Source organism: Psychrobium sp. nBUS_13 (assembly GCF_051201665.1).
In the GTDB taxonomy this organism is placed as follows: domain Bacteria; phylum Pseudomonadota; class Gammaproteobacteria; order Enterobacterales; family Psychrobiaceae; genus Psychrobium.
This window is the reverse complement of the sequence record NZ_CP179210.1, coordinates 1,423,403-1,436,508: the sequence shown is the minus strand read 5'-3', so window position 1 is coordinate 1,436,508 and position 13,106 is coordinate 1,423,403. Positions and strand designations below refer to the sequence as shown.

The 13,106-nt window shown below is 43.3% G+C and carries 6 protein-coding genes and 3 rRNA genes; 4 read left to right on the top strand and 5 right to left on the bottom strand.

Annotated elements, in window-relative coordinates; translation table 11 throughout:
- Positions 1–81: 81 nt before the first annotated feature.
- Entirely contained in the window at positions 82–591 is a 510-nt protein-coding gene (gene moaB, locus ACMAZF_RS06525; protein WP_435276611.1) for a molybdenum cofactor biosynthesis protein B, read from the top strand.
- A gap of 65 nt (positions 592–656) precedes the next feature.
- Here moaB and ACMAZF_RS06520 read toward each other — a convergent pair whose 3' ends face one another.
- On the bottom strand, positions 657–1,415 hold the full coding sequence (locus tag ACMAZF_RS06520) for a Nif3-like dinuclear metal center hexameric protein (RefSeq protein ID WP_435276610.1): 759 nt from the start codon (positions 1,413–1,415) through the stop codon (positions 657–659).
- Positions 1,416–1,735: 320 nt separating this feature from the next.
- Between ACMAZF_RS06520 and istA the strand changes: the two genes are divergently transcribed.
- Complete coding sequence (gene istA / locus ACMAZF_RS06515; protein ID WP_435276609.1) at positions 1,736–2,761, top strand: IS21 family transposase; 1,026 nt, start codon at positions 1,736–1,738, stop codon at positions 2,759–2,761.
- Positions 2,758–3,531 (top strand): IS21-like element helper ATPase IstB, encoded by a 774-nt coding sequence (gene istB, locus ACMAZF_RS06510; RefSeq protein ID WP_435273981.1) that lies wholly within the window; start codon positions 2,758–2,760, stop codon positions 3,529–3,531. The genes istA and istB overlap by 4 nt, the downstream gene beginning before the upstream one ends.
- Before the next feature lie 412 nt (positions 3,532–3,943).
- Here istB and rrf read toward each other — a convergent pair.
- The 3 genes from rrf to ACMAZF_RS06495 form a co-directional block, all read right to left on the bottom strand.
- Positions 3,944–4,059: ribosomal RNA gene (rrf, locus tag ACMAZF_RS06505) — 5S ribosomal RNA — on the bottom strand.
- A gap of 219 nt (positions 4,060–4,278) precedes the next feature.
- Positions 4,279–7,172: ribosomal RNA gene (locus tag ACMAZF_RS06500) — 23S ribosomal RNA — on the bottom strand.
- Between the two features lie 660 nt (positions 7,173–7,832).
- Positions 7,833–9,379: ribosomal RNA gene (locus tag ACMAZF_RS06495) — 16S ribosomal RNA — on the bottom strand.
- The 16S, 23S and 5S rRNA genes sit together here, the layout of an rRNA operon.
- A gap of 712 nt (positions 9,380–10,091) precedes the next feature.
- Between ACMAZF_RS06495 and ACMAZF_RS06490 the strand changes: the two genes are divergently transcribed.
- Positions 10,092–10,511 carry a DUF4124 domain-containing protein gene (locus ACMAZF_RS06490; protein WP_435276608.1) on the top strand — a complete coding sequence of 140 codons (420 nt, stop codon included), beginning with the start codon at positions 10,092–10,094 and terminating at the stop codon, positions 10,509–10,511.
- Between the two features lie 7 nt (positions 10,512–10,518).
- On the opposite strand, the gene clpB is transcribed toward ACMAZF_RS06490, so the two are convergent.
- On the bottom strand, positions 10,519–13,092 hold the full coding sequence (gene clpB, locus ACMAZF_RS06485; protein ID WP_435276607.1) for an ATP-dependent chaperone ClpB: 2,574 nt from the start codon (positions 13,090–13,092) through the stop codon (positions 10,519–10,521).
- Positions 13,093–13,106 lie beyond the last annotated feature (14 nt).

The following is a 13,106-nucleotide window of genomic DNA, read 5'->3' as shown; positions in this document are numbered from 1 at the left end:
GTTTTTTAATTAGCTAACGGCTCACTATCAAACACTAACTTTGTTATCATGTCGTCAACTAATTGAAGCAAGGAAACAACTATGCCCTGTGCGAATGACTTTATCCCATTAAATATCAGCGTTTTGACTATTTCAGATACACGTGACGAATCTACCGATACTTCAGGGGCATTACTCGTCAAAGAAATCGACACCGATGGCCATAACATAGCTGATAACGCCATTGTTAAAGATTGTGTCTATGCAATACGCGAAGTCGTTTCTAAATGGATTGCTGATGACAATGTACACGCAATTATTACCACTGGCGGAACGGGTTTTACACCACGTGATAATACACCAGAAGCTATCTCTGTATTGTTTGATAAAAACATTGAAGGCTTTGGAGAATTATTTAGACAAATTTCATTTGATGAAATTGGCACATCTACCGTTCAATCACGTGCCTTAGGCGGCATGGCAAACAAAACCGCTATCTTTTGTTTACCAGGTTCAACCAACGCTTGTCGTACAGGTTGGAAAAAAGTAATTAAAGAACAACTAGATGCTAGCCACGGTCCTTGTAATTTTGTCACCCATCTCAACGTTTAATTTTTAAAAATTGTCGATTTAGCCACCTACATTTCTTAAGGTGGCATTATCTAGATAAGTGATTGTTAGGCTGGATTATCAATATCGATAAACTCAACCTCAACACCTAACTCCTGAGCAACAAACTCCCCTAGTGCCTTAGCGCCATATCGTTCTGTTGCATGATGACCTGCTGCAATAAAGGCAATGTCATATTCACGCGCTAAATGAATTGTTTGCTCTGACACCTCACCACTAATAAATGCATCTATTCCCTGCTCTCCTGCCATTTCAATAAAACTTTGACCGCCACCACTGCACCAAGCCACTGTGCGAATTTCTTTATTAGCATCTCCTTCAACTAACGGAGTACGGCCAAGTGAGTCAGAAATAGTTTGTGTAAATTGTACCAACGTTTGCACTTTTTCAAGCTCGCCTTTAACCGCAACACTCACTGGGTTTCCAGATTCCAGGCCCTCGACATTGGTAATATTAAAGCGCTTCGCCAGCTGAGCGTTATTTCCTAGGGTTGGGTGAATATCCAACGGCAAGTGATAAGCAATCAAATTAATATCAGCCATTAATAAACTCTTAATGCGTTTTTTCTTCAGTGACGTGACGGTTTGGTTTTCACCTTTCCAGAAATAACCGTGATGAACAAGTAATGCATCAGCATCTGCTGCTATTGCTGCATCAATCATTGCTTGAGAAGCTGTCACTCCTGTGACAATTTTCTTTATATGCTGCGTTCCTTCAACTTGTAAGCCATTGGGACAGTAATCTTTGATTTTATTTGGCTGTAGGGTTTGCTCTAACAGATCAAGTAATGCGCTGCGTGTAGTCATTTTTAATTGCTCATCGAATATTTTTGCTTAGTGTAAAAGGCTGACAGTATAAAGTCTACAACGCTAACAGAACCTAATAAAAAGGCTGTATAAAGTAGTCTTTTACATAAGCGTTACTATTGACCTCCGTAACGCCTAATGATTACAAGATCAATCTGGAGGGCGGTTGGTAGTATTTTAGCGTAAATCCGCCTAGATGATGCACTAATACCAGATATGCATTAAATATTTGTGTCACCAACGGTGCAAAAATGACCCACTAACATCGATCCAAAATTGACCCACCGATGTATCATTTATTTATTTTTAGGTGATACGGTATGTTAACGAAGGAGCTATTTGTGGATATTAAAGTCCTGCATAAACAAGGCAAAAGCATTCGCGCCATTGCCAAAGAATTAAACGTATCGCGCAATACTGTGCGTAAATATTTAAGAGGCTATGACGTGCCTCATTATACAAAACGACATTCACCACCGACTAAACTCAGTCCCTTCCATGAGTATATTCAAGGTCGAATAGATGCTGCAAAACCACACTGGATCCCAGCTGTTGTTTTGTTGTCAGAAATAAAATCTAGAGGTTATCAAGGTGGAATAACGCAACTCAGGGTGTATTTATCCCCTTTCAAGCAATTAACACCAGAGCCTATTGTTCGATTTGAAACCGTTCCGGGTCAACAAATGCAAATAGACTTCACCACGATTAAACGCGGAAAGCTTACCATTAAGGCGTTTGTGGCAACCCTTGGCTATTCACGAGCCTGCTACGTCTATTTTTATGACCATGAGCGAACAGAAGCATGGATGGACGGATTAAGGGAAGCATTTCACTATTTTGGCGGCGTTCCAAAACAAGTGTTATGCGACAACGCTAAAGCATTAGTTATTGAGCGCGATGTTTACGGTGAAGGAAAGCACCGTTGGAATCAATCGTTTCTTGATTTGGCTGAGGAATATGGTTTTCAACCCAAAGCATGTCGGCCGTATCGTGCTAAAACCAAGGGGAAAGTTGAACGATTTAACCATTACTTGAAGAATAGCTTTGTTGTACCACTGCATGCAACGCTCAAGCAAGCGGGCTTATCGTTAGATTGTGCAAATGCCAATAGCAAAATTGGCGGATGGCTAAACGATGTCGCCCACCAACGTATTCATGGTACGACCGCACAAAAGCCGCAATACCTCCTTGATGAAGAAGTGGCGTACTTACAACCGCTTCCACAAAAACTTCACAGCAGTTTGGATTTAAAGAGCAGCGCATTAGTGTCGTTTATTGCGCCCATTGATATTGAATGCTATCAACACCCGATATCTGTTTACAGTGAACTACTGGAGCAACTATGAGTATTCAACATGAACAAATCGCTTCAATATGTGAGCAACTCAATTTAAGAAATATAGAAAACAACTGGCCTAACATTGCGAGTCGATGCGTCAAAAATGAAAGTAGTTATGCTGACTTTTTGTATCAGATCCTCACTAGCGAGTTAGAGAATAAGTATGATCGGGCGCGAGAAATCATGCTAAAAATGTCCGGTTTTCCAAGCATCAAAACACTAGACCAATTTAACTTCAAGATTGCAACAGGGGCACCACGTAAAGCGATAACGGAGCTAAGCTCGCTTGCCTTTATTGAGCGGTGTGAGAATGTCATTTTACTAGGTCCAAGTGGTACAGGTAAAACGCACTTAGCCATTGCGTTAGGTTATAAAGCCATTGAGCAACGCAAGAAAACACGTTTTATCAGTGCCGCAGATTTAATGCTTCAGCTAAGCAGTGCACAGCGGCAAGGAAAATTGAAAAGCTACATGCAACGCTCTATTCTTGCTCCTCGGTTGCTAATCATCGATGAGATAGGCTATTTACCATTTGGCCGTGATGAAGCAAATCTATTTTTTAATGTCATTGCCAAGCGTTATGAAAAAGGCAGTTTGATTCTAACGAGCAATTTACCCTTTGGACAGTGGCCGAGCGCCTTTTCAGATGATGCAACTTTAACAGCGGCCATGTTAGATCGCGTACTACATCACTCTCATGTGTTGCAATTAACTGGCGAAAGCTATCGATTAAGAGAAAAAAGAAAAGCGGGTATTATTGATACCTATCAAGACTAACTGGGTCAGTTTTCAATCGATGAATTACTGAAAAAGTGGGTCAATTTTAAACCGTTGTTGACATATTTCTACACGGGGCCTCTCGACTAAATAGGTGTTTGGCAATGTCCTACTCTCTTGAGCCGCAGTCCGTCGAACAGCGTTCGACGCAACAAGGCGAAAGCAAGTTGGGGACAAAATGGCAGGAAAGCCATTTTGCACAGCGTAAGCTGCCCGAAGGGTGAGCTACATGGATGTAGCGAATGAATCCCTGCGAAGCAGCGGGTGAGCGTCGGGAGCAGGACTGCGCGGTAGCGCTTTAGGCGTGAGGCCCCGTCAGTGCGATGAAGCCACAGCGATAGAAACAATTATAAACGCGTAAAATGCAAAAGGCCCCGTGTATTTCTACACGGGGCCTCTCGACTAAATAGGTGTTTGGCAATGTCCTACTCTCACATGGGGAAGCCCCACACTACCATCGGCGCTAAATCGTTTCACTACTGAGTTCGGAATGGGATCAGGTGGGACCAATTTGCTATGGTTACCAAACTAATTTTACGTGAATGAATTCACTAACATCGCGGTGCCATGGATGGCAAAGAGCGATGTGTTACAGCGAACACAACCACTAAATTTGGAAAGCTTTCAAAAATCTTCTTAAACACAACAAGCGTTCTTTGTTGGATATTTCTGAGACTAGAACATCTCTTGAAAAATAGATTTAGTATCTATTTTTAAGATGCTCATGTAAAACACATTAGGTGTTGTATGATTAAGCCTCACGGGTCATTAGTACAAGTTAGCTCAACGCCTCACAACGCTTACACACCTTGCCTATCAACGTAGTAGTCTCCTACGGCCCTTTAGGGAGATTAAATCTCCAGTGAGAACTCATCTCGAGGCTCGCTTCCCGCTTAGATGCTTTCAGCGGTTATCGATTCCGAACGTAGCTACCGGACAATGCCATTGGCATGACAACCCGAACACCAGCGGTTCGTCCACTCCGGTCCTCTCGTACTAGGAGCAGCTCCTCTCAATTCTCAAACGCCCACGGCAGATAGGGACCGAACTGTCTCACGACGTTCTAAACCCAGCTCGCGTACCACTTTAAATGGCGAACAGCCATACCCTTGGGACCGACTTCAGCCCCAGGATGTGATGAGCCGACATCGAGGTGCCAAACACCGCCGTCGATATGAACTCTTGGGCGGTATCAGCCTGTTATCCCCGGAGTACCTTTTATCCGTTGAGCGATGGCCCTTCCATACAGAACCACCGGATCACTATGACCTACTTTCGTACCTGCTCGACGTGTCTGTCTCGCAGTCAAGCTAGCTTATACCATTATACTAACCGCATGATGTCCGACCATGCTTAGCTAACCTTCGTACTCCTCCGTTACTCTTTGGGAGGAGACCGCCCCAGTCAAACTACCCACCAGACACTGTCCTCAATCCCGATAAGGGACCTAAGTTAGAACATCAAACGTACAAGGGTGGTATTTCAAGATTGCCTCCACCAAAACTAGCGTTCTGGTTTCAAAGGCTCCCACCTATCCTACACATGTAGGTTCAATGTTCAGTGCCAAGCTGTAGTAAAGGTTCACGGGGTCTTTCCGTCTAGCCGCGGGTACACTGCATCTTCACAGCGATTTCAATTTCACTGAGTCTCGGGTGGAGACAGCGTGGCCATCATTACACCATTCGTGCAGGTCGGAACTTACCCGACAAGGAATTTCGCTACCTTAGGACCGTTATAGTTACGGCCGCCGTTTACCGGGGCTTCGATCATGAGCTTCGAACCGAAGTTCTAACCCAATCAATTAACCTTCCGGCACCGGGCAGGTGTCACACCGTATACGTCATCTTACGATTTTGCACAGTGCTGTGTTTTTAATAAACAGTTGCAGCCACCTGGTCACTGCGACTGACCGTAGCTTAGAGAGCAAGTCTCATCACCACAGCCAGCGTACCTTCTCCCGAAGTTACGGTACTATTTTGCCTAGTTCCTTCACCCGAGTTCTCTCAAGCGCCTTGGTATTCTCTACCCGACCACCTGTGTCGGTTTGGAGTACGATTCCTTATAATCTGAAGCTTAGAGGCTTTTCCTGGAAGTATGGCATCATCTACTTCACTACCGTAGTAGCTCGTCATCGACTCTCAGCCAAAGTTGTTCCGGATTTACCTAAAACAACGGCCTACTGCCTTAAACATGGACAACCAACGCCATGCTAGATTAGCCTTCTCCGTCCCCCCATCGCAATTATAAGAAGTACTGGAATATTAACCAGTTTCCCATCGACTACGCATTTCTGCCTCGCCTTAGGGGTCGACTTACCCTGCCCCGATTAACGTTGGACAGGAACCCTTGGTCTTTCGGCGAGGAGGTTTTTCACCCCCTTTATCGTTACTCATGTCAGCATTCGCACTTCTGATACCTCCAGCATGCCTGACAGCACACCTTCAACGGCTTACAGAACGCTCCCCTACCACTCATACAAAGTATGAATCCGCAGCTTCGGTGACTAGTTTAGCCCCGTTAAATCTTCCGCGCAGGCCGACTCGACTAGTGAGCTATTACGCTTTCTTTAAAAGATGGCTGCTTCTAAGCCAACCTCCTAGCTGTCTAAGCCTTCCCACATCGTTTCCCACTTAACTAGTACTTTGGGACCTTAGCTGGCGGTCTGGGTTGTTTCCCTCTTCACTACGGACGTTAGCACCCGCAGTGTGTCTGCCATGATTGCACTCATTGGTATTCGGAGTTTGCAAAGGGTTGGTAAGTCGGGATGACCCCCTAGCCTTAACAGTGCTCTACCCCCAATGGTGATACATGACGCTCTACCTAAATAGATTTCGGGGAGAACCAGCTATCTCCGGGTTTGATTGGCCTTTCACCCCTAGCCACAGGTCATCACCGCATTTTTCAACATACGTGTGTTCGGTCCTCCAGTTGATGTTACTCAACCTTCAACCTGCCCATGGCTAGATCACCCGGTTTCGGGTCTACACCTTGCAACTATCGCCCAGTTAAGACTCGGTTTCCCTACGGCTCCCCTATACGGTTAACCTTGCTACAAAATGTAAGTCGCTGACCCATTATACAAAAGGTACGCAGTCACACAGCAAATCTGTGCTCCCACTGCTTGTACGTATACGGTTTCAGGTTCTATTTCACTCCCCTCACAGGGGTTCTTTTCGCCTTTCCCTCACGGTACTGGTTCACTATCGGTCAATTAGTAGTATTTAGCCTTGGAGGATGGTCCCCCCATCTTCAAACAGGATATCACGTGTCCCGTCCTACTCGTTTTCATAAAAAATTCGTCTTCGTCTACAGGACTATCACCTTCTATCGTCGCACTTTCCAGTGCATTCGACTGACTTATTAATTACTTAAGGGCTGGTCCCCGTTCGCTCGCCGCTACTAAGGGAATCTCGGTTGATTTCTTTTCCTCCGGGTACTTAGATGTTTCAGTTCCCCGGGTTCGCCTCACAACGCTATGTATTCACGTTGAGATAACTGCCTTATGGCAGCTGGGTTTCCCCATTCGGAAATCGTTGGCTATTGCGGTTTTTATCACCTTGCCAACGCTTATCGCAGATTAACACGTCCTTCATCGCCTCTAATTGCCTAGGCATCCACCGTATACGCTTAGTCACTTAATCATACAACACCTAATGTGTCTTGCTTGATTCTTTTTTCTACTGCGCCATTGGACTTTGTCATTCGGTCAGTTATGTAACACGTTACACGCCTTCCCTCATTGCTCGTCCGCCTTGCATTAGAAAAAATTATCTGCGCAATACGTTAGATGTGTTAATTAAAACAACTAATGTTTTCGATTTCACAGACCAATGTCTGCTATGTCTAGTTTTATCATTATTCTTCTAATTATCCTGAAAAATAAATTAAGTATTTATTTTTAGATTATTAGATTCGTAAATCATTTTCGCCTCAAAAATATCCAAGAACACTTGTTGTGTTCGTAATTAGCATTCACTAATTACTTAAGAACTTCGAATAAAAATTATTGTTTACACAATAATCTAAATTCTATTTTTGAATTTATCAGCTTTCCAAATTGTTAAAGAGCAGTCTTTATTAAAAAGACAAAGGTAAGCAATGTTGCTTAACTTTGTCGTTTCAGACAATGTTGATTCTATAAAAGAGATTTATTATCGCTTTTCATCAACATGCTAGTGTATTCAAATAATCTGTGTGGACACTTAAAGAAAAGTATCGAATGATTGGTCATCACTAGTGACGACCTGAATAAAACTGTATTTTTAGATTAATTACCTAAAAACCTGTTTTATTTTTGTCTGTAAGGAGGTGATCCAGCCCCAGGTTCCCCTAGGGCTACCTTGTTACGACTTCACCCCAGTCATGAACCACAAAGTGGTGAGCGTCCTCCCCGAAAGGTTAAACTACCCACTTCTTTTGCAGCCCACTCCCATGGTGTGACGGGCGGTGTGTACAAGGCCCGGGAACGTATTCACCGTAGCATTCTGATCTACGATTACTAGCGATTCCGACTTCATGGAGTCGAGTTGCAGACTCCAATCCGGACTACGACGCACTTTTTGGGATTGGCTCCACCTCGCGGCTTCGCAACCCTTTGTATGCGCCATTGTAGCACGTGTGTAGCCCTACTCGTAAGGGCCATGATGACTTGACGTCGTCCCCACCTTCCTCCGGTTTATCACCGGCAGTCTCCCTAGAGTTCCCACCATTACGTGCTGGCAACTAAGGATAGGGGTTGCGCTCGTTGCGGGACTTAACCCAACATTTCACAACACGAGCTGACGACAGCCATGCAGCACCTGTCTCACAGTTCCCGAAGGCACCAATTCATCTCTGAAAAGTTCTGTGGATGTCAAGAGTAGGTAAGGTTCTTCGCGTTGCATCGAATTAAACCACATGCTCCACCGCTTGTGCGGGCCCCCGTCAATTCATTTGAGTTTTAACCTTGCGGCCGTACTCCCCAGGCGGTCAACTTAATGCGTTAGCTGCGCCACCCAGTGCTCAAGGCACCAGTCGGCTAGTTGACATCGTTTACGGCGTGGACTACCGGGGTATCTAATCCCGTTTGCTCCCCACGCTTTCGTACATGAGCGTCAGTTATTGTCCAGGTGGCCGCCTTCGCCACTGGTATTCCTTCAGATCTCTACGCATTTCACCGCTACACCTGAAATTCTACCACCCTCTACAAAACTCTAGTTTGTCAGTTCGAAATGCAGTTCCCAGGTTGAGCCCGGGGCTTTCACATCTCGCTTAACAAACCGCCTGCGTACGCTTTACGCCCAGTAATTCCGATTAACGCTCGGACCCTCCGTATTACCGCGGCTGCTGGCACGGAGTTAGCCGGTCCTTCTTCTGCGAGTAACGTCATAGCTAGCAGTTATTAACTACTAACCTTTCCTCCTCGCTGAAAGTACTTTACAACCCGAAGGCCTTCTTCATACACGCGGCATGGCTGCATCAGAGTTTCCTCCATTGTGCAATATTCCCCACTGCTGCCTCCCGTAGGAGTCTGGACCGTGTCTCAGTTCCAGTGTGGCTGATCATCCTCTCAAACCAGCTAGGGATCGTCGCCTTGGTGAGCCTTTACCTCACCAACTAGCTAATCCCACTTGGGCACATCCAATCGCGAAAGGCTCCGAAGAGTCCCCTTCTTTCCCCCGTAGGGCGTATGCGGTATTAGCCATCGTTTCCAATGGTTGTCCCCCACGACTGGGCAGTTTCCCAAGCATTACTCACCCGTCCGCCGCTCGACACCTCAGGAGCAAGCTCCCTTGTGTTTCCGCTCGACTTGCATGTGTTAGGCCTGCCGCCAGCGTTCAATCTGAGCCATGATCAAACTCTTCAATTAAAAGTTTAACTGTTTAACGTTCCCTACTTTTACATAAGAAACGACTCAATGAATTTACTGTCATATCAAGTAATTTCTTACTTGGTGTGAACATCTTCATTAAGTATTTTTTGATACTTAACCGATTTAGCCTAGAACATTTGATTAATAATCAAATGTTAGCTAAGTCTTAAAAATGCCCACACAGTTTATTTGAATACTTATTGTTAAAGAACGTTTCAACTCGACTTACTTAAAGTAGTAAGGAGTTACGCTTCAAACCGTGTGGCTCGTTGCGTTAGGGATGCGTATCTTACGTCATTCCTTTTTGAAGTCAACAACTAATTTTAAATAATTTTTAAAGATAATTTAAAGCGTTGTTTTTCTTCCTAACCCGTATCAGCGTTACCTCTTAGCTCTTAGTTAAAAGATGCTCTATCAGTGCTTCCCCGTGTCAGTGGATGCGCATTATAGAGATCCCATCGAACTTGGCAAGGGCTTTTTCTAAAAAACATTAACTAATATTTTGTTTGTATATTTTCCACCCTTAATTGTTAAAACTATTGGTTATATGTTAGAGAAACAGTACTAATTACTTAAATAAAGTAAAAAAACATACCGTATAAGCATGCTATTTTGTGCAACACAATGCAGATTGATTTATAATCTGTTAGATAAGCTTAATTTTCTTAGTAGTAAATTGAATACTGATAAAAACAACTAGGGTGTACTCATGAAATTCTTATTAATGTCGTTGTCGCTATTTTTAGCATTCAATGTTTACGCGACAGATATCTATCGATGGACAGACAGTAATGGTGTCACTCATTATAGTTATAATGAACCGAGTAACATTCCAGCGAACAAAGTTAAAAAAATCGACATGACGAAACAGGGCCAGTACGTTACCGATAGTAAGAACAAATCAGACAAAGAATTAAGCGAACAAGAATTAGAGTTAGATAGAATTGCAAAGAAAAACTGCGATATCGCCCAAAAGAACATTCAGATATTAACGACGTTTAATAATATTCAACAAAAAGATGCAAGCGGTAAGCTGCAAACATTAACTAAAGAAGATAAAGCTAAGCAGCTTAGTTTAGCTAAGAAACAAGCTGCTATGTTTTGTAAAACAGATAAAAAGCAAAATTAAATACTAGTTACTGTTTATTAAATACAAATTCATCATTGTTATAACTTACCTCAACACGGTCTTTTGCGCCTAAGTGCCCTGATAATATATGCTCCGCTAATGGGTTCTCTAACCCTTGAATAGCACGCTTTAGTGGCCTAGCGCCATATACAGGATCAAACCCGATATCTGCTAGTGCATTTAAAGCAAGCTCATCTACAGAGAACGTTATATCCTGCTGCTCTAATCGTTCAACTAAATAGTTAAGTTGATAGGTTGCAATACGCTTAATATTCTCTTTAGTTAGCGCATTGAATACAACATTCTCATCTAAGCGATTAATAAATTCTGGCTTAAATTGTTTTTTCACCACTTCCATGACCATAGAAGTCATATCAGCTTGCTCTAATATTCCACCATGCTCTTGTATTAGGTCAGAACCAATATTAGATGTCATTATTATAAGAGTATTGCGAAAGTCTACCGTTCTTCCTTGCCCATCGGTTAATCGTCCATCATCCAAGACCTGTAGCAGAATATTAAAAACGTCACTGTGAGCTTTTTCAATTTCATCAAGTAGTAACACACTATATGGTTTTCGGCGTACCGCCTCAGTGAGGTAACCACCCTCTTCGTATCCCACATATCCTGGAGGTGCACCAATTAAACGGGCAACTGAATGCTTCTCCATAAATTCGGACATATCAATCCGTACCATGGCATCCGTATTATTAAATAGGTAATCAGCTAAAGCTTTACACAGTTCTGTTTTACCGACACCTGTCGGACCTAAGAATAGAAATGAGCCAATTGGCCTATTTGGATCCGAAAGGCCCGCACGAGAACGGCGAATTGCATTGGATACTGCGGTAACCGCCTTATTTTGACCGACGACTTGTTGTTGCAAGTGTTTTTCCATATTGAGAAGCTTTGCTTTTTCGCCATCAAGCATTTTACTCACAGGTATTCCAGTAGCTCTCGAGACAACTTCGGCAATTTCATCACTAGTGACTTTATGTTTTAACAATGTCATTTCTTGCATATCAGCTTGTAGTGCAAGATCTAGCTGACGCTCTAATTCTGGAATACGACCATACTGAAGTTCTGACATGCGATTTAAATCACTTGCTCGACGCGCAATCTCTAAGTCTTGGCGTGCTTGCTCTAATGAGGATTTAATGTTTTGTGCGCCTGACAAAGACGCTTTTTCGGCATTCCATACTTCATCAAGTTCTTTAAACTGACTTTCATAACTCGCTAAATCTATTTGCAATTTCTCAAGACGCTTTTTAGAGCCATCATCTTCTTCATTTTCTAAAGCTTGTTGTTCGAGCTTTAGCTGAATTATTTTTCGTTCTAAACGATCTAGATTTTCAGGTTTTGAGTCGATCGCCATGCGAATTGCAGCCGCCGCTTCATCAATTAAATCGATCGCTTTGTCAGGCAATTGACGGTCAGTAATATATCGATGGGATAAAACAGCCGCAGCAACTATCCCTGGATCTGTTATTTCAACGGCATGGTGCAATTCATATCGCTCTTTCAAACCACGCAAAATGGCGATAGTATCCTCAACGCTAGGTTGATCAACTTGCACTTTTTGAAAACGACGTTCTAACGCAGCGTCTTTTTCGACATACTGACGATATTCATCTAATGTAGTAGCACCTACACAATGAAGTTCTCCTCGTGCAAGTGCTGGTTTAAGCATATTCCCTGCATCCATCGCGCCATCAGATTTACCAGCACCGACCATAGTATGCAGCTCATCAATAAACAAAATCACCTGGCCTTCTTCTTTGGCTAATTCATTTAAGACTGCCTTTAATCGCTCTTCAAACTCACCGCGGTACTTTGCTCCAGCTAACAGCGCTCCCATATCTAGAGAAAGAACTCGCTTATTCTTAATACCGTCAGGAACTTCACCATTAATAATTCGCTGTGCAAGTCCTTCTACGATTGCCGTCTTGCCGACACCAGGTTCACCAATTAATACAGGATTGTTTTTAGTGCGGCGCTGCAATACTTGTATTGTGCGTCTAATTTCATCATCACGGCCGATAACGGGATCTAATTTTCCTTGTTCAGCGCGTTCAGTTAAATCAACTGTATATTTATCGAGTGCTTGCCGTTGGTCTTCTGCATTTTGATCTTCTACTTGTTGTCCACCACGTATTTTCTCAATTGCATTCGACACGCCAGTTTCAGTTAACCCCGCCTTGCGGATTATTACACCCAATGCGCCTTTATCACTTAATGCGGCAAGAATAAATAATTCACTAGAGATATAGCGATCTTTACGCTTTTGCGCCAACTTATCGCAAACATTAAGTAAATTGACCATCGCATTCGAAAGCTGAATATCGCCGTGAACCCCTTCAACTTGAGCGAGTCGATCGAGAGATTGAGAAATTCTGCTTCGAATTGTCGAAATATCACACCGACATTCGACTAATAATGCTCGTGTGCTGCCGCCTTCTTGATTCAGTAATGCTGAAAACAAATGAATGGGCTCTATATATTGATGGTCACGGCCTAGTGCAATAGATTGTGCATCTGAAATGGCAATTTGAAATTTACTAGTAAGTCTATCTAAGCGCATATTAATCCTCAATA

Bases quoted from the DNA above. Each gene is read 5' to 3' on its own strand.
- ACMAZF_RS06490 (WP_435276608.1), top strand. From the start codon at position 10,092: ATGAAATTCTTATTAATGTCGTTGTCGCTATTTTTAGCATTCAATGTT.
- clpB (WP_435276607.1), bottom strand. From the start codon at position 13,092: ATGCGCTTAGATAGACTTACTAGTAAATTTCAAATTGCCATTTCAGAT.
- istA (WP_435276609.1), top strand. From the start codon at position 1,736: ATGTTAACGAAGGAGCTATTTGTGGATATTAAAGTCCTGCATAAACAA.
- moaB (WP_435276611.1), top strand. From the start codon at position 82: ATGCCCTGTGCGAATGACTTTATCCCATTAAATATCAGCGTTTTGACT.
- ACMAZF_RS06520 (WP_435276610.1), bottom strand. From the start codon at position 1,415: ATGACTACACGCAGCGCATTACTTGATCTGTTAGAGCAAACCCTACAG.
- istB (WP_435273981.1), top strand. From the start codon at position 2,758: ATGAGTATTCAACATGAACAAATCGCTTCAATATGTGAGCAACTCAAT.